Genomic DNA, 17,778 nt, shown 5'->3' with positions numbered 1-17,778 from the left:
GATGCCCGTTACTTCTCTTTCAAGTAATACTGAGAGGGAAAAAATGGAAAATACATTTGATTTAAAAATCGGCGACATAACAATTCAAAACCCGATTGTTTTGTCAGCCATGGCAGGCGTCACCGACAGCAAATTCGCCGCAGCAAACGCAAAAAATGCCGGAATCGTGATCCTCGGCGCTTACAATTTAGATGAAGCGTCCAAAACGGCCGGCTCAGAAGCGGCCGCGCGCGGGCGAACAGAATTTACAGTTGGAGACGATGTCAACGGCGATGTGTTGATTCAGATTGAAAATGAAATTGATGCCGTCAAAGCGCAAATGCCCGAAACGGTTCCGGCAATCAGTGTCAGAAGCGCAACGCTTGAACCGCTCTTAAAAGCGGCCGAGCTGATAAAAAGCAAAAATGCAATTATGGAATTGGATATCCATTGCCGTCAGCCCGAATTTACGGAACGCGGGTTGGGACAAGCGCTTTTAAAAGAAACGCAAAGCCTGGCGGAAACCATTCAAAAAATAAAAGAAACGGGCGTCATTTTATCCGTCAAATTCAGAACAAACGTTGTCACGCCCGAAATGGCTGCCGAATTCTTTGACGTTGCCGGCGCAGACATCATTCATGCCGACGCGATGATTGAAGGAAAAGGCGCGGATTTGGAAGCGATTGCCGAAATCCGCAACGCCACCCGAAAACTTGTGATTGCCAACAACTCGGTGGATGATTTTGACGCTGCCCTTGATTTCTTTTCAAGCGGTGCGGATATGGTTTCAGTGGCTCGTGCCGCAGCCGATGACCCTGAATTTATTCCGCATTTGGTCAAAAAAATCACGGAATACCAACAGGAAACCGGATGGTACAACGCGCCCAAACACGTTTGCAAGCGCGGCGACAACCGCGGTCTCGCATTCTGCTGCCCGCCCGTCAAATACTGCAGCCTGCTTAAAAAAATCGAAAGTGTCGGATTTACATCTGAAGAATTTATCCAATTAAAGCAAAATTCAGTCAAAGGAACCCCGCTTGAAGGCGGTAAAGACACATGCTTCGGAAGTCTCGTATGGTGCTGCAAAGGAACAAAACCGTGTTATTACCGCGACGGATCGCTTTCCCAATTGGGCATTGCTCCCGACGAATATATGAGAATGAAAAAAGAGCTATCCGAAAAAATATTGAACGCAATCGATGAAAAGAAAACGGCCGGCACAAATTGAATAAATAAATTGAACAAATAAACAGAAAAAGCGGAGCAATTGAATGATTCACATTCCGTTAAATGAAGAAATTGCCGTTTCTGCAACTCTTTCAATGGTTTTGGAAGCGGCTTCTTACCCGAAACCCGGAAATGTTCACCGGCTCCAGGATTACGAAGACACTTCGTTCGAACATTTTTTAGCATCCGCTTTATCCGTACAATCCGTTTTTTTGAAATGCGCGTCAGACTCAGCTAAAAATTCAGCTAAAAATTCAACTGAAAAAGAAAAGCCGGCTTTCGGCCCTCATTTTTATGAAACCGTTTTGAAAAGTCAATCCGTACAAAGCGGCGGAAACACGCATTTCGGAACATTCATTCTTCTTTTACCGCTGGCAGCAGCCACCGGAATTGTTTTCAAAGATTTTGAAAATGAAAATCGAAGCAAAAAAAGAAAAGAAATTGAAAAGGCGATAACACAAAAAGCATCAGAGATTTGCCGAACAACAACAGCAGACGATGCGATTTTCTTTTACAAAGCATTCGGCACCCTTTCCATTCCGGTTCAAAAAACTGAAAAAGGCAAAAATGATTATGAATTGGACTTAAACAGTGCAGCTGCGATTGAAAAAATAAGAATTGAAAACATTCCGCTTTTTGATTTAATGGCTATGGGTGCCAAAAGAGACATGGTTGCCGCGGAGTGGGTCAACGGATTTGAAAAATCAAAACAATTTTCCCGAAAACTTTTAAAAAACAAAGCTTGGTTTGAAACACATCCGGAAAAATGTTTTGGGAGTGTTATCAACAGTGCTGTTGTTTATACATTTTTAGAATTCATGGCAAAATATCCCGACACGTTTATCGCGACCAAATATGATAATCGGACGGCTTTAAAAGTTCAAGAGAAAGCGGCAAAAATGTTGAAAAAATCAAAGAAAAATAAAAATTTGAAAAAAATGATTCCCGACATTCAAAAATTTGACCGGGAACTCCGAAAGAAAAAACTAAATCCCGGATCCCTCGCCGATATAACAGCCGCCGGCATCTTTATCGCGCTTTTTGAAGGATTGAAAATTTAATAAAATTAAAAAGACCAACGGAAAGGACCGCGACCATGAAAGAAACAGCAAAAAACCTAAATCGGATGGCAAAATTCGGAATCTCTGAAGGCATTTCCGAAATGATTCTGACGACAAAAAATGCATCGGATTCAAATAAAACAGCCAATGCCGCGCCATTCGGGATAACCTGGAAAAACAACAGGATGTTTCTTCATTTGTTCAAAGGGTCAACAACATACGAAAATTTAATGCGGGAGGATTATTTCGCGGCAAATATGACGGATGATGCTGTCTTGTATGCAAAGTCGACCTTTTACGATTTAGAAGAAGAAGCGTTTGATATTGCCGCCGCCATTGAAGATGAAGAAAACGGCGAGGAGCAAAAAACAATTTCAGTTCCGGTTCTTAAAAATGCAGACCGGTTTGTTTTATTCAAATGTGTCAGCCGCTTGGAAGCCGCGGATTCCGTTGTTATTGACATTGAACCGGTTGACTTTTTTATTTTCAATTCTGAAAAAGAAGGATTCATCTTCAACCGCGGTTTTCACTCCGTTGTTGAAGCTTGCATTCATTTGACGCGCTATGAATTAACAAAAGATCCCATTTATATCGATTATATTCGCCACCACCAGCGAATTATTCAAAAATGCGGACGAAAACGGGACAAAGAAGGATTTTTAATTGTTAAGAAAAAATTAATGGAATTGGAAATCGCCGATCATTTTGAATGAAAACGACTCGGCCTGATAATGTCGTCATTATGCCGTCGTCGCGCGCGAAGGACTGCGTTTTTAGAGAATAATTAAAACGAAAACACAACTTTTTCAAATAAATAAAAAATGAAAAAAGTAAAAAAAAGAAAAGACAAAAAATAAAAAAAAGAATAAAATGAAGAGGATTACTCTTCATCTTCCGCCTTTGCTTTGGGCGGTCTTCCTCTTCTTTTCTTGGGTTCTTCTTCAACGACTTCTGTCACCGTTTCTTCGATGTCCATGCTGACGTTGTCATCCCATTCTTCATCGTCGTCAACCTCATCGGCTGTTTCGACGCTGATTAAATCATCTTTTGAAACCTGAACAGATCCGGCAAGTTCCGCTTTGTCAGCGGCGTTCTTTTGAGATCTGGTTCTGACGGTCTTCTTTTCAACGGATTTGACAAGGTTCGGGTTATCAGAGTCAATGGTTCTGGCAATCAAACGAATGTCACCGGTACCCATTTTAATCGGCTGGCCGACGATAACGTTTTCAGTCACACCCTGAAGCTCGTCAACGTTGCCGCGCATACCTGCGTCAAGCAAGTGATTGACAGTCACTTCGAAAGCGGCTCTTGCGAAAACACTGGCCTTCTCGCCTGAAATACCGTGACGACCGATCTGTTTGACTTCACCGTCGCTGGTCATCAAGTCAGCCACAAGCATAATGTGTCTGATATCAACATTCAAACCCTGTTCACGAAGCGTGTTTGTAGCTTCAGTGATAATTGAGTTTCTGGCCGCTTCAATACCGAAAACGGAGAAAATTTCACTGACATTGTTCGTGGTTGTACGTGTCATGTCAACGCCGGGGATGGAAATAATATCCTTCAACGCGGAACCTTCCGTGTACAAAACGTACTCTTCAGTGTCGCTTCCTTTTCTGAGAACGACACGTTTGATATCTTCAATACCTTTTAAAGTGATGTCATTGATTTTCTTCGTCAGCTGGAGCAAGTCACGGTAACGCTGATCCTTCGGGGTCAAGTCAATCTGGAAGTTTTCTTCGCTGACTTCAACCATTGCGTCCGGAATCTTTTCTTTGAATTTCTCGGCAATTTCCATGAAGACCATATGTCTTTTGTTCATTGCTTTTTCATTGACATTGATAACGATCTTCATCTGAGCCAAGTCGGTTGTAACGGACGCAATATGGTCAATCTTGGTCGCTTCAATATCCCAGGCAACCGATTGCGCTTTATCACGATCGAACGCATAATCCGCTTTGCCGTCTTCGTCAACGAGTCCCGAATCATTTTTCAAATAAATCGTCATCGTCGGCGTACTCGGAATCTTACGCGCGTCCACGATTTCAATCAAACGCGGCAAACCGAGCGTAACGTTAATTTCGGCCACACCGGCGTAGTGGAAAGTTCTCATGGTCATCTGCGTACCCGGCTCACCAATCGACTGCGCCGCAACGACACCGGCCGCGTCACAAGCTTCAATTTGAGACAATTTGTAGCCGACCATGACACGGTCAATGATTTCCTGCATTTCTTTTTCCGTCACACCGACAGACACGGCGTCCGCCTGCATCGTCTTTAAAATGTTTTTCGGAAGAGGCAAATCCTGAATCATTGCCTGAATTTCAGCATCTTTCATTTTTGCCATAATCAGACCTCCTTTCCGGTAACGTTTCTGAAAATACGGTGAATTGCTTCGGGTTTAGCGAAGTCACTCTTTGTCGGGTCAATACCGTCTTCACCGTAAAGGAACTGTACAATCACGCCGCGGGTGTCACGAACGGTGTAGTCAGGCTGAACTTCCAAATCCTGAAGCGCACTGACCAAACGGCGCTGGAGATAACCGGACTGAGACGTACGAACGGCCGTGTCGACCAAACCTTCACGACCACCGATCGAGTGGAAGAAGTATTCCGTCGGGTTCAAACCGCTCTTGTAGCTGGACTTAACGAAACCGTGCGCGTCAGCACCCAAGTCACCGCGTTCAAAGTGCGGCAACGTTCTTTCGCGGTAACCTCTGTTGATACGGGCACCACGAACGGCCTGCTGACCGACACAAGCAGCCATCTGCGTAATGTTCAAAATAGAACCACGAGCACCGGAGCGGGCCATCATCGCAGCAGGGTTTTCAAGACCCATGTGCGCGTCGGCAATCTTACCGGACTTGTCACGAGCACGACCAAGTTCCTGCATGATACGCATTTCAATGGTTTCATCAAGCGTTCTTCCGGGGAGCGGTTCGAGTTCTTCATCTTTGTAAGCCTGAATGAGCTTCTGAACTTCGTCCTCGGCGGTTGTTAAAACCATGTCAATCTGAATCTTGGCTTCTTCGGGGATGTCTTCATCGGCAATACCGAATGAAAGACCCGTTCTCATGACCGCGCGAATCGCAAGTTTCGTGACATCGTCAACGAATTGCGCGCCGCGAGTTGTGCCGTATTCTTTAATAATTGTGTCTAAAATCTGTGCTTTGAAAGCGCCCATTGCCGTTTCATCAATTGTTCCGGCAATCAGTTCACCGTCTTCGATAACAACATAAGCGTCGTTCTTCAAGTCTTCTTCCATGTCTTTTGTACCGACATTGGAAGAGAATGAAATGTTGAGACCTTCGGGGAGAATCTGACTGAAAATCTGTTTTCCGGTCCAGTATTCTTCACCGTTTTCATCAACGCCTGCCGGCGCGGGAAGTTCACGGATATCCGTCTTTCGGAGCAAGTCGAGCGCATCGTCTTTGTTGATACGGCCCGTGACAGGGTTGTCTTTTCTTGTCAAAAGGAACATACCGGAAATGTGGTCGTGAATACCGCCGACAATCGGACCGCCGAAACGCGGAGACAGGATGTTTTCCTGAACCTGAAGCAGAATCTTTGCTTCCGCTCTTGCTTCTTCGGTTTGCAGCACGTGCATGTTCATTTCGTCACCGTCAAAGTCAGCGTTATACGGCGGACAAACGGCCGGGTTCATACGGAACGTTTTGCCGTCCAAAACCTTGACGCTGTGTGCCATAATACTCATCTTGTGCAAAGAGGGCTGACGGTTGAAGAGAACAACATCGCCGTCACGGAGGTGTCTTTCGACAATCCAGCCGTATTCGAGTTTTTCACACAAATCTTCCTGGTTGATGTCCGTAATTTTGATACGGCCGCCGTCGGAACGAATAACGTAATTCGCGCCCGGATAGTTTGCCGGACCGCGGCGGATGTGTTCTTTTAAGAAATCAACGTTACGTTCTGTCACGTGTTCCGGAATGGTTAAGATGAGCGCAATCGGAAGCGGCACGCCGACTTCGTTGATGCTCAAGTCCGGATCCGGAGAAATAACGGTACGGGCGGAGAAATTAACACGTTTACCGGACAAACTGCCTCTGAAACGGCCTTCCTTTCCTTTCAAACGCTGAGAAAGCGTCTTGAGCGGGCGACCTGATCTGTGTCTGGCCGGCGGAATGCCTGAGACGGAGTTGTCAAAGAAAGTAGTGACGTGATACTGCAAGAGTTCCCACAAGTCCTCAATAATGAGCTGGGGAGCGCCTGCGTCTCTGTTTTCCTGGAATCTCTGATTGATTCTGATAATATCGACCAACTTGTGTGTCAAGTCGTCTTCACTGCGCTGACCGGATTCGAGTGTGATGGACGGTCTGACGGTAACCGGCGGCACCGGCAAAACGGTTAAAACCATCCATTCGGGACGCGCGTTTTCAGGGTCCATGCCGATGACACGGATATCTTCATCCGGAATATTTTCAAAGCGGTCACGAATTTCAGTCGGTGTTAAACGTTCACCGTTTTCGAGATATTCGGTCGGCTTTTCGAATTTAATGTCATTTTGTTCCGCGTCACAGTACGGACATCTCTTGACTTTGGCCGCTTCCTTGTAGACTTCATTGATTAAGTCATCGGGCATGTGACCGATGCCTTTAACGGCATTAAGCTGCGCCAAATAATCTTCTTTCTGCGTTTCATTCAAAAGCAAACGGCTGCAGTTACCGCAAACAGAGCGGAGCAACTTGCGGATGGTTTTGTTGAAACCGACGTGAATAACCGGAACGACAAGTTCAATGTGACCGAAGTGACCGGGACATTCGCCTGCCTTGGAGTGGCAGGTTTTACATTTCAATCCCGGGTCAATCACACCGAGACGCGTGTCCATGAGACCCATTTCAATCGGGAAACCGTCTTCATCATATGTGTCTGCGGTGATGACGTTTGTCGCGCTCATGTTTCTGATTTCTTTCGGGGAAAGTAAACCGAATTTGATGGCGGAAATTCTTTTCGGAATCTGTTGAATTCTTTTTGACATCATGATTACACCGCATCCTCAAGTTCCATTCTCGGCGCAACACCGAGGGATTTAATTTCGTCAAGCAGGAGCTTGAAGGAATAACTCATTTCAACAAGGTAAATGTCGGTATCGGCACCGCAGTTGGGGCAAACCGCCATGTTTCTTTGTCTGTCAAATGTGGCAATCATACCGCAGTTGCTGCAGACGTATTCTTCATCCTTGTCGGACTCTTCCAATAATCTTTCTTTGAGACACATTGCTGCGCCGTGACCGACGAGAACGTCACGCTCCATTTCACCGAAACGAAGACCTCCTTCTCTTGCACGTCCTTCTGTCGGCTGTCTGGTAAGCACCTGAACGGGACCGCGGGATCTGGCGTGCATTTTTGAAGTAACCATGTGGTGAAGTTTCTGATAAAGAATCACGCCGACGAAAACATCAGCCGGAATCATTTTTCCGGTCACGCCGTCATAGAAGACTTCTTTGCCGGTGTGGGCAAAGCCGTATTTCTGAAGCGTTTCTCTGAGTTTTTCTTCGTCGTCACCGTTTTCTTCGGCAGCGGAGAAGGCTGTTGCGTCAATGCGGCGTCCTTCCATGGAACCGACTTTACCGCCGATCATTTCAAGAACGTGACCGACAGTCATACGGGACGGGATTGCGTGGGGGTTAATCATCAAGTCGGGTGACAAACCGGATTCGGTAAACGGCATGTCGGCGATGTTAACTTTCAAGCCGATAACGCCTTTCTGACCGTGTCTTGAAGCGAACTTGTCACCGATATCGGGAATACGTTCGTCTCTGACTTTGACCTTGGCCAATCTTGTACCGTTGATGGATTCTGTCAAAATAACGTTGTCAACAACACCTTTTTCATTCGAGCGCATTGTGACGGAACTTTCACGTCTCTGCTGGCTGAAACCGGAATCAAGGCCGCCGGTGTTTTCTTCAAGGAAACGGGGCGGACTGGTTTTGCCGATCAAAACCGCATTCGGAGCGGCATATGTTTCGGGGTTAACCAAACCGTCTTCATCAAGTTCGGCGTAAGCTTCGGCACTTCTGGCACCGCGGTATTCGGAGTCGGGGATTTCGAACTTGTCTTCCTGACCGCCGGGGTAGCGGCGTTCTTCGCCTTCAAACGTACGAACGAAGTGGCTGCGGCCGAGACCTCTTTCAATGGAACCTCTGTTGAAAACAAGAGCGTCTTCAATATTGTAGCCTTCGTAAGAGAGAATGGCGACAACGAAGTTCTGACCGGCGGGTCTGTCATCGAAACCGATGGACTCGCAGGTTTGCGTGTAGGTCATGGCACGCTGCGGATAATGCAAAATGTTGGCGCGCGTGTCGGGTCTGAGTTTGTGGTTTGCAGTTGAAACACCGATACACTGCTTAATCATGGCCGCGCCCATTGTACAACGCGGGGCCGCATTGTGTTCCGGATACGGAATCATACCGGTACAAATACCCAAAATCAAATCGGGTGACAGCTCCATGTGGGTGTGGCGTTCGTTCAATTCTCTTTCGCGAAGAGCCACGTAAGCGTTTTCTTCTTCTTCGGCATCAAGATATTCGATGAGGCCGAGGTCGACCAAATCTTCAAAGCTCAATTCACCGGTTCTTAATTTTTCAATATGTTCTTCTGTAACGAGAAGAGCACCGTTTTCAACAATCAAAAGCGGTCTTCTGGCACGACCGATGTCGGCGGAAATAATGACTTCGCCGGTGTGTTCCAGGAAAGCCACGTTGACCTGCTTTGAGAAGTAACCTTTTCTTCTCATTTCGCGGATGTTGGAAACGAGTGTAATCGGATCATCATGCGTTCCGATCAATTCGCCGTCTAAGAAAATTTTAGATCTGTTCATCATTCGTCAATTCCCCCGTCGTAGTCGATGCCGCCTAAGAAGTCGTCATCCATGTCGTCGTGTTCCTTTTCGACAGGCACGGCGTGTGATTCTGAAGTTGCGTCTTCTTCTTCACTGAATTCGCCTTCCGTCTTCTTAATGCCGATGGCTTTTTCCTCGAATTCGCTTTCGAATTCTTCTTTCTCGGCACTGTCGTATTCGACTTCAATGATTTCGGGCTGGATAAACTGGAATTTCTCAACGCCTAAGTTGTAAAGCGCCTGTTTGATGGGATCTGTGTCGTCAACACCTGTTGAGAGTTCCACCATTTCGGCAAAGTTCTTCACAAGACCGCAGTTCGGACCTTCAGGGGTTTCTGACGGGCAGAGACGTCCCCACTGTGTCGGGTGCAAGTCACGCGCTTCGAAGTGCGGCTGAGCGCGGGAAAGCGGAGAAATCACGCGGCGAAGGTGTGAAAGCGTTGAGATGTGATCGTTTCTGTCCAAAAGCTGTGAGACACCGGTTCTGCCGCCGACCCAGTTGCCGGTGGCGAGCGGGTGCTGTAAGCGGTCTGTCAAAACGTCGGCACGAACGATTGTGGCAACGTTGAGTTCACGGTTTCTCATGCTGGCACGCTCCAACTGATATTTAATATCGCGGGAAAGTTTGTTAAAAGAGACACGGAAGAGATCTTCCATGAGGTCGCCCGCAAGCTTCAGACGTTTGTTGGAGTAGTGGTCTTTGTCATCTTCATTGCGTTTTCCGAGGGCTAATTCAAAGCATGATTCTGCCATTCTGGCAAGGAAATTGGCTTTTGAAACGCGGTCTTCGGGTTTGTCGCCGAGATGGGGCAGCAAGTATCTGTCCAAAACATAGTTGGCACGCTTGATTTGGTATTCGCGGGCTTGCCCTGCTGCAACGCGCATACCGATTTTTTCAATCGCGTCCTGCATGGTGTCAACTTCAGCTTCATCTAAGTTTTCAAGCATGAATTTGACAATTTCAGGGTCGCTTGAAACGGCTGTCACAACATCCTGATCAGTGACGATACCGAGCGCGCGGATAAGTGTGATAAAGTTGAGTCTTCCGGTGATGGACGGGAAGGAAACTTCAAGCAAAGATTTGCGTCCGCGCTCAACGACAACGAGCGCACGGTAGCCTTTCTTTTGAGAGAAGACTTTCGCGACTTCGATTTTGTCGCCGTAGCGTTCACCGTATTCGGTGAGAATCTTGTTCGGCGCGAGGTCTTCAAGCGTCATAACGACACGTTCAGTGCCGCCGACAATGAAATAACCGCCGCAGTCAAGCGGATCTTCGCCGTTTGAGATTTTTTCGTCATCTGTCATGCCGATTAAGTTGCAGACTTTGGACTTGAGCATAATCGGAAGCTGACCGATTTTTGCTTCAATCGGTTCGTCCTGTGTGTCCTGCCCTTCTTTAACGACGGACATTTCAAGATATAACGGCGCGGAATAAGAAAGATTTCGAAGACGCGCTTCGTTGGGGAAAAGTCTGTGGGTCGCACCGTCGGCTTCATTGACAACCGGATTTTCGACGCGGATCTTGCCGAGCTTCAGATAAGTTCCTTCGATATCCGTCTCGATGATTTGTTGTTCATCTATAATTTTTTGAAGTCCTGTATCCAAGAATTTATTGAACGAATCGATATGATGTTGTACAATTTTATCTTGTGTGAAATAATATTTCGTCAGGACACGTGTATCTAATGTAATAGTTAGCACCCTCTTGTTGAGTAATTTTATTCGTCTGTCTGTTCAATTGTTTGATATTTTGTAAATAAATGTGATCAAATAAACGATATTGTTTGATACGCCGCGTCGGCTTGACTGACTCAACCGGAAATATAAATCCGCAATAACAAATCGGCCGGCATTAAACGACAAAAAGAAAGAAAAGCGCCGGGCCGAAAAACGTTATACGATGCCGTGCTTCAGCGGCATTTTACGGATGTATATAATATTGAGTTTTTTGGCAGGTCGGTTGGCGGGAATGCGGGCGATTATAATAGATTAATTTTCCCTTTATTTTCAAACAATATCAAAATAAATCTGTCAGCGTTTTTAAACGACGGCGTCGATGACGAGTCTGTAGTAGAAAGATTCATCGGCAGTCTGGCTTTTGCGTGAAATTTTCACGACATCGCCGATTTTTGCGCCGATTTCAAGGACAATCGGGTCATCAAATCTGATTTTGGGGAGCTGTTCCTTGTCAATGGCGTACTTTTCGAGTAAGACCGCCACTTCCTCTCCCTCAATAATTTCATGATGGGGGACCGATTCATGATCAAGAAGTTTAAATGTCAAATCTTTTCCTCCGTGAGAAAGATAGTTGGTTCATATTTGATTGCTGCAGCCGCAAGTTGCGGTAAACGACACTTTTTTTGGAATCGCCTTTTTATATTTTTCATTTTATTTTTGATTCGGGTGCGAAACGATACCGTCAAACATCGATTTAAAACAAAATGACAAGCACGATTCCGGCATAATTGTCAAATATGAAAAAATGGCGGGCCCATAGGGATTTGAACCCTAGGCCGACTGGTTAAAAGCCAGTCGCTCTGCCTGACTGAGCTATGGGCCCCGTTTGGAAATTGTTTGTCGTATCTGAAGCAGAACCTACAAACATATTTGTTGTATTTATATGTTTTGCCTCACGAGTTTGTTTTGGGTTTTTGGAGGTCTTAAAAAGAGGAATGTATATAATAAGGAATCGGATTTTAAGATTCTTGTCTTTCATAAATGTAAAAACTTAAAAGTAAAGAGAATCATGTTGCTTTTTTCGATTTTAAACCAAAGCAATACGGAAACTTTAATAAAACCGTAACCGAAAATTAATTTTTGTGATTGAAAATGCCTTTTGAAATTTTAGAAAAAGAAGAGATGGCATCCGGCGTCTGGAAGATGGTAATCGACGCGCCCGATGTTGCTGCCGCCGCGAAAGCCGGCCAATTCGTCATCGTTCGCGCATATGATGACAGTGAAAGAATTCCGCTGACAATTGCCGACATCGACCGTGAGAGAGGAACCATTATGATGTCAGTGCAGGCACTTGGAAAAGGAACAAAGCAGATTACCAAAATGGAAGTCGGCGAAAGTTTACAGGATTTTGTCGGTCCGCTCGGAACACCGGCCGATGTCAAAAAGATCGGATCGGTCATCCTTGTCGGCGGCGGTGTCGGTATCGCGCCGATTTATCCGCAGATTAAAGCGTACAAAGATGCCGGCAACCGCGTGATTACAATCATCGGGGCCCGCAATAAAGACTTGCTGATGATGGAAAAGGAATTTGAAGCGGCAAGTGACGAACATTATGTGACAACGGATGACGGTTCAAAAGGCCGCCACGGTTTTGTGACCGAAGTTGTCAAAGATCTTTTGGACAAACAAAACGCAGGCGAATACAAAGGCGAAAGAATCGGCCGCGTTGTCGTCATCGGCCCTCCGATTTTAATGAAAGTCGCAACGGACATGATGAAAGATTATCCGGATGTTGAAATTGTTGTCAGCATCAACTCCATGATGGTGGACGGAACAGGCATGTGCGGCGGCTGCCGTGTGATTGTCGGCGGCGAGGTTAAATTCGCTTGCGTCGACGGTCCGGAATTTGACGGTCGGTTGGTTGATTTTGATACCGTTATGAACCGTTTGATGATTTACAAGAAAGATGAATTGGCCGCGTCTCAAAAATATGATGATGACTGTGCCGGCGGCATTTGCTCTAAAATTTAAAAGGATTGGAATTTATGACATTATTTAATAAAAAGGAAAGAACCGGCAGGGTGGCCATGCCGGAACAGCCGGCAAAAGTCCGTCGGCACAATTTTGATGAAGTCGCGCTCGGCTACACTGCCGCAGAAGCGATTGCTGAGGCGTCGCGCTGTATTCAATGCCGTGTGCCGCGCTGTGTTGAAGGCTGTCCGGTCAACGTGAATATTCCCAAATTTATCAAATTCATCGCCGAAGGAAATCCCGAAGGCGCTGCCGAGAAATTGTTTGAGACAAACATGCTTCCCGCCATCTGCGGCCGTGTCTGCCCGCAGGAAACGCAGTGCGAAGAGCTGTGCATTCTCGGCAAGAAGGGTGAGCCGATTGCGATCGGCCGCTTGGAGAGATATGCAGCCGACGAAGCGCGCGCTGTCGGAAACAGAAGCTGTAAAATCGGCGACGGAACGGAAATTGAAGAAGGCGTCCCCGGTGCCGGCTGCATCAGCGCACCGACCGGAAAAACCGCTGCCGTCATCGGCGCAGGCCCTGCCGGCTTAACCGCCGCAGCAGACCTTGCCAAAGCCGGTCACAAAGTAACGATTTTTGAATCACTCCACCTCCCGGGCGGTGTTTTAACATACGGCATTCCGGGGTTCAGATTACCTAAGAGTATTGTGAAAGCGGAAATTGATGATGTTTTGGCACTCGGCGTCGAACTGAAAACCGATTACGTAATCGGCAGAATCAAAACATTGGATGAAATTGCCCGAGAATACGATGCCGTTTTCCTCGGAACAGGGGCCGGCCTTCCTAATTTCATGGGCATCGAGGGTGAAAATTTAAACGGCGTTTATTCCGCCAATGAATTTCTCACCCGCGTGAATTTGATGAAAGCGTATGAAGCCGATGCCGATACAATGATTCGCAAAGGCAAAAACGTTGTCGTTGTCGGCGGTGGAAATGTTGCAATGGACGCGGCCCGCTCGGCACTCCGCCTCGGCGCGGAAAACGTAACAATCGTTTACCGCAGAAGCGACGCGGAACTTCCCGCCCGCCGCGAAGAAATCGAACATGCCAAGCACGAAGGCATTGAGTTCTGTTTGCTCGCCAACCCGACAAGAATCATCGGCGATTACGGCGACGGAACGCCGCAGGGCAGAAAATTCGATGTCAAAGCCGTCGAATGTATCAGAATGGACCTCAGCGAACCCGACGAATCCGGCAGAAAAAGCCCGAAACCCGTCCCGGGATCGGAATTCATGATTGACGCGGATGTCGTGATTATCGCAATCGGCACCGCCCCGAATCCGTTGATTTACATCGGCGCGACAGGCATTGAGAAAACCAAACGCGGAACAATTATCGTCGATGACGATTTAAGATCCACGAAAGAAAACATTTTTGCAGGCGGCGACGTCGTCACCGGTGCTGCGACCGTCATTTCTGCGATGGGCGCGGGAAAGAAAGCGGCGGCTGAAATGGACAAATATTTGATGAGAAAATGAGCTTTCTCATCTTTTTTAATTTTTATTTTCAACTTATTTTCTGCTTTGTTTTTCGTTTTATCTTTTGTTTTATCTTTGTCTTATTTTTTGTTTTATCTTTGTCTTATTTTTTGTTTTATCTTTGTCTTATTTTTTGTTTTATCTTTGTCTTATTTTTTGTTTTATTTTTGTTTTAATTGTTAGGAACCGCTGATTAAAATTAGAAGAAAAACCAAAGCAACCACCCGCTAATTTTCGTTTTTGAACGGAGCGAAGCGAAGAGAAAAAACGGAAATTTGCGGATTCGTACCCCCCGATACAGCAAAAAACAAGTGACGGTTTTTTTCTAATTTTTATTAGAATCGCCCTGGATTTTATTGTGCGTCTGCCTCGCTGTTTGCATTGCCGCTGCGTCGTTGGTTACGTTGCTGTTCGCGTCGCCGTTTGCTTTGCCGCTTGCTTTGCCGCTTGCTTTGCCGCTTGCTTTGCCGCTTGCATCTGCTCTTTTTTATCACATCCGTTCGCTTGCGCGAACGTGCCGCTGCTACCTTACCGTTTGCACTGCTGCTACCTTATCGTTTGCGCTGCTGCCTCCGTCACGCGCGAGCCGCACCGATTTTTCAAAAAAATAAAAATGCAGACCTCGTTTTTGAATCTAAAAAGCGATTCACTTTCGGATTTTTTAAACTGACGGATAGAGTTATGTATCACATTTTAGCATTTATTCTCAATAAGATTGAAAATTGAGGGAAATAGATGAGCGAACGGCAGGAATTACAGAACGGTATTGACGCTCGAAATAATGAAGATGACAGGGTTCAGCTGATTGAAACCATTCCGATCATTTCTGAAGAAGAAATGGAATACATGGACGAAGAAGACAAAACATTCAAAGAACGTGTTGACGAATTCTGGAATTGGTTTACGGAAAATGAAGAAAAACTTTCAGATTATGTCACCCGCCGCGAAGAATATGACGCAAAAGAAATCATCGGTTTTGTATCAAAGGGTGTCGACCTCATTTCAGAAGAAATTCATTTTAACATCGGCGGCGATTTTGAATTCACATTTGCCGTTGAAGGACGGACTTACCTCTTTTATTTGCTGCCGTATTTGACTTCCCGCCTGCCGGAACAATTCAAAGGAAAATGGAAAATTTTTCCGTACATGCAGGGAACAAACGGACAAAGTTTCGGCTTCAAAATGTATGACAAAGAGCTCCAATTAGAAGACATCAAAGTGATTGCCGACCTGAACGAAAGCGGCACGTCATTCGATGTTCGTTTTTTCAGCGATATTCTTGGCGATTTGGAAGAAAACGAAGCGTATAACATATTTTACATCATGATGGAAATTACAATCGGCGAAGGACTTTCAAAGATTTATATCAATAACGCCGAAATGGTGAGCGAATTTGAAGACGGAATGTTCCCGTTAACAGAATTGGAACAGAAAATGAAAGACGCAATCAATGATGCCGGCAAAGAATTGATGACGCGTCCCGACGAAAGTTATACCGGCTACGGATTTGAACCGCAGGAAAATGATGAACTCCGGTACGATGTTCTTGCCGGCGCCTGTTCTTTTATTGATTTGATTGACGAATACTATAACGGCTCGGAAGAAACGCTTGAGATGCTGCGTGCCTGCGGCGTACGTGCCGGCTTTATTGCATTTCCGTACGGTGCGAATGAAGACCGCAGTGAAATGCTGAATTTGAGATACGAAATGGAAGAGCGGCTGCAGAATGAAGTATTCGGCAAGCGCGGCAGCGGCGAGGAGACAGCAATCGTTCTCGGCGGCGCAACGGGAACAGGATCCGTTTACATTGATTTGCTGCTGTATGACGGTTTCAAACCGTTTGACAAGGTTGAAAAGTTTTTAGCGGAATATCCGTATGACTTTTACTTGTCTGAATTCCGTCAAGGGTCGGGATTGATTCGGCTGACTGAAGATGAAAGGAGATGAGATGATGGAGAGGACGGATGATGAGTCTTTAATTGAACAGATTACGGTTTGGCATGAGAATGAAGAGCATGACAGTATTATTGAAACCGTTTTAAAAATTCCCGAAGAGGAGCGCGGTTATGAATTGACTTGCCTTTTAGCGCGCGCTTACAATAATACGGAAGAATACGAAAAAGCACTTGATTTTTTGCTGTCAATCGAAGATGAAGGAAAATACGACCTGATGTGGCATTTCAGAATCGGCTACGCTTACTATTATTTAGAACAATTGGAGGCCGCCGAAAAAGCGTTTGTCCGGGTTTTGGAATCGGACTCAGGAAACAGTGACGCACAGGATTTCTTGGGATGGATTCGCGAAGAAATCGAAGAAGCCATTGAAATCAAACCGGAACAGGAGAAGGCCGCGCTTGAACAGATGATTCAATGGCTGTCTCATGAAAATGAACTAGGGGGACCGCCGGCAGAAATTGAGCCTGCCGGAGAATTTGATTTGCACGGCTACCATTATTACATTTACAAATACAAGAAAACGCAGGATGAGCCTTGGTTGCTCGGCGTTTGCGGCGGCTACGGCAGACGCGATTTAGACCACTGCGGGCACGTTTTCAGCGAGATGGAAGAATATCATCCGGAAACCGCGGAAGCAGATGCGATTGCGCTCGTTGAGATGATTCGAACGGTTTGGATGGAAGAAGCGCAAAAAGAACTGGAAACGCGCGGCATCAACCCCGAGGATGGGACAACCTTGACCGCCAAAACAAAGACAGGACCGTTCGCCGGTTTTGTTTTGCTGAATTCTTATGATTTTGACCCGAATCAAATCAAAGCGAATTTGAAAAATGATTGGAACATTCTTGTTCGCGAAGATTCGGGAGAAAATCCGGATGTATCGGATGAATCGACGATGGTTTTTGAGGTTGACGGGATGACCGCCGCAATTACGCTGATTGACATGCCTGTTCCAAACGGTGAAGCCGAATATTATGCTAAAACGAATTACATGTGGCCGGAAGCACCCGACGTGACAAAAACACATGTCGCTCATCTTTTGCTGGCCATCATTGACCGTAATCAGCCGCCGATTGAAGCCGCGACATTGTATACAAAAATCGCCTCAAGCTGTTTGAAATTGGAAAACGCAATCGGCATTTACACCTCGGAAACGGTTTTTCAGCCGGAATTTTACATCGACGTGGCGGATTTAATCAATGAAGGCGACCTGCCGATTCTGAATTGGATTTATTTCGGCATTTACACCTCTGAAAAAGGAACCGGCGGATACACTTACGGTCTTCGGATGTTCGGAAAAGAAGAGATTGAAATCATTAACAGCACGGCAACACCCGAAACGATTCACGACCTTTTGATTGATGTTGTTTATTATGTGTTGTCAAATGACATCACATTAGAAGACGGCGAAACCATCGGCTTTACGGAATATCAGAAATTGAAAGTGAAGAAATCGAAAGGGGTCGCGCTTGACGGTTATACTTTGAAGATTGAGTATTGAAGAAAGAGA

At 46.1% G+C, this 17,778-nt stretch carries 12 protein-coding genes, 1 tRNA gene and 1 pseudogene; 8 read left to right on the top strand and 6 right to left on the bottom strand.

The features are described 5' to 3' along the window. The first annotated feature begins 43 nt into the window (after window positions 1–43). From C7391_RS05970 to C7391_RS05960, 3 genes are read left to right on the top strand one after another with little or no spacing between them, the layout of a single operon-like run. Complete coding sequence (locus C7391_RS05970) at window positions 44–1,207, top strand: methanogenesis marker 9 domain-containing protein (RefSeq protein ID WP_133517642.1); 1,164 nt, start codon at window positions 44–46, stop codon at window positions 1,205–1,207. 43 nt (window positions 1,208–1,250) lie between these two features. After that, on the top strand, window positions 1,251–2,267 hold the full coding sequence (locus C7391_RS05965) for a triphosphoribosyl-dephospho-CoA synthase (RefSeq protein WP_133517641.1): 1,017 nt from the start codon (window positions 1,251–1,253) through the stop codon (window positions 2,265–2,267). A 35-nt stretch (window positions 2,268–2,302) separates the two neighbouring features. Further along, window positions 2,303–2,980 carry a DUF447 domain-containing protein gene (locus C7391_RS05960; protein WP_133517640.1) on the top strand — a complete coding sequence of 226 codons (678 nt, stop codon included), beginning with the start codon at window positions 2,303–2,305 and terminating at the stop codon, window positions 2,978–2,980. Between the two features lie 452 nt (window positions 2,981–3,432). Here the strand turns inward: C7391_RS05960 and rpoA2 are convergent. The 6 genes and pseudogenes from rpoA2 to C7391_RS05930 all read right to left on the bottom strand — a co-directional run. Beyond that, window positions 3,433–4,614 (bottom strand): annotated as a pseudogene (rpoA2, locus tag C7391_RS05955) (DNA-directed RNA polymerase subunit A''); the annotation flags it as partial. A 2-nt stretch (window positions 4,615–4,616) separates the two neighbouring features. Continuing rightward, complete coding sequence (locus C7391_RS05950) at window positions 4,617–7,265, bottom strand: DNA-directed RNA polymerase subunit A' (RefSeq protein WP_229386327.1); 2,649 nt, start codon at window positions 7,263–7,265, stop codon at window positions 4,617–4,619. Between the two features lie 2 nt (window positions 7,266–7,267). Beyond that, window positions 7,268–9,103, bottom strand: a complete 1,836-nt coding sequence (gene rpoB / locus C7391_RS05945; protein WP_133517765.1) for a DNA-directed RNA polymerase subunit B — start codon at window positions 9,101–9,103, stop codon at window positions 7,268–7,270. Continuing rightward, complete coding sequence (locus tag C7391_RS05940; RefSeq protein WP_133517764.1) at window positions 9,103–10,794, bottom strand: DNA-directed RNA polymerase subunit B''; 1,692 nt, start codon at window positions 10,792–10,794, stop codon at window positions 9,103–9,105. Before C7391_RS05940 ends, rpoB begins: the two co-directional genes overlap by 1 nt. 369 nt (window positions 10,795–11,163) lie before the next feature. Then, a complete protein-coding gene (locus C7391_RS05935) occupies window positions 11,164–11,406 on the bottom strand; it encodes a DNA-directed RNA polymerase subunit H (RefSeq protein WP_133517638.1) in 243 nt (80 codons plus the stop codon). Between the two features lie 200 nt (window positions 11,407–11,606). After that, window positions 11,607–11,683, bottom strand: a tRNA-Lys gene (locus C7391_RS05930). Between the two features lie 269 nt (window positions 11,684–11,952). On the opposite strand from C7391_RS05930, the gene C7391_RS05925 reads away from it, so the two are divergent. From C7391_RS05925 to C7391_RS05905, 5 genes are all read left to right on the top strand, one after another. Then, a complete protein-coding gene (locus C7391_RS05925) occupies window positions 11,953–12,831 on the top strand; it encodes a sulfide/dihydroorotate dehydrogenase-like FAD/NAD-binding protein (protein ID WP_133517637.1) in 879 nt (292 codons plus the stop codon). A 14-nt stretch (window positions 12,832–12,845) separates the two neighbouring features. Beyond that, complete coding sequence (gltA, locus tag C7391_RS05920) at window positions 12,846–14,312, top strand: NADPH-dependent glutamate synthase (RefSeq protein WP_133517636.1); 1,467 nt, start codon at window positions 12,846–12,848, stop codon at window positions 14,310–14,312. A 356-nt stretch (window positions 14,313–14,668) separates the two neighbouring features. Next, window positions 14,669–14,923 (top strand): hypothetical protein, encoded by a 255-nt coding sequence (locus C7391_RS05915; protein WP_133517635.1) that lies wholly within the window; start codon window positions 14,669–14,671, stop codon window positions 14,921–14,923. A 124-nt stretch (window positions 14,924–15,047) separates the two neighbouring features. Beyond that, window positions 15,048–16,259 carry a hypothetical protein gene (locus tag C7391_RS05910; RefSeq protein ID WP_133517634.1) on the top strand — a complete coding sequence of 404 codons (1,212 nt, stop codon included), beginning with the start codon at window positions 15,048–15,050 and terminating at the stop codon, window positions 16,257–16,259. Then, entirely contained in the window at window positions 16,246–17,769 is a 1,524-nt protein-coding gene (locus tag C7391_RS05905; RefSeq protein ID WP_208107072.1) for a DUF4261 domain-containing protein, read from the top strand. Before C7391_RS05910 ends, C7391_RS05905 begins: the two co-directional genes overlap by 14 nt. Window positions 17,770–17,778 lie beyond the last annotated feature (9 nt).

The sequence above is a fragment of the Methanimicrococcus blatticola genome, assembly GCF_004363215.1.
Taxonomy (GTDB): Archaea; Halobacteriota; Methanosarcinia; order Methanosarcinales; family Methanosarcinaceae; genus Methanimicrococcus; species Methanimicrococcus blatticola.
The sequence above is the reverse complement of the archived record's forward strand: the minus strand, read 5'-3'. Positions and strand labels throughout refer to the sequence as shown.

Coding starts and splice junctions, on each gene's coding strand:
- C7391_RS05970 (WP_133517642.1), top strand. CDS start 44: ATGGAAAATACATTTGATTTAAAAATCGGCGACATAACAATTCAAAAC.
- C7391_RS05965 (WP_133517641.1), top strand. CDS start 1,251: ATGATTCACATTCCGTTAAATGAAGAAATTGCCGTTTCTGCAACTCTT.
- C7391_RS05960 (WP_133517640.1), top strand. CDS start 2,303: ATGAAAGAAACAGCAAAAAACCTAAATCGGATGGCAAAATTCGGAATC.
- C7391_RS05950 (WP_229386327.1), bottom strand. CDS start 7,265: ATGATGTCAAAAAGAATTCAACAGATTCCGAAAAGAATTTCCGCCATC.
- rpoB (WP_133517765.1), bottom strand. CDS start 9,103: ATGAACAGATCTAAAATTTTCTTAGACGGCGAATTGATCGGAACGCAT.
- C7391_RS05925 (WP_133517637.1), top strand. CDS start 11,953: ATGCCTTTTGAAATTTTAGAAAAAGAAGAGATGGCATCCGGCGTCTGG.
- gltA (WP_133517636.1), top strand. CDS start 12,846: ATGACATTATTTAATAAAAAGGAAAGAACCGGCAGGGTGGCCATGCCG.
- C7391_RS05910 (WP_133517634.1), top strand. CDS start 15,048: ATGAGCGAACGGCAGGAATTACAGAACGGTATTGACGCTCGAAATAAT.
- C7391_RS05905 (WP_208107072.1), top strand. CDS start 16,246: ATGAAAGGAGATGAGATGATGGAGAGGACGGATGATGAGTCTTTAATT.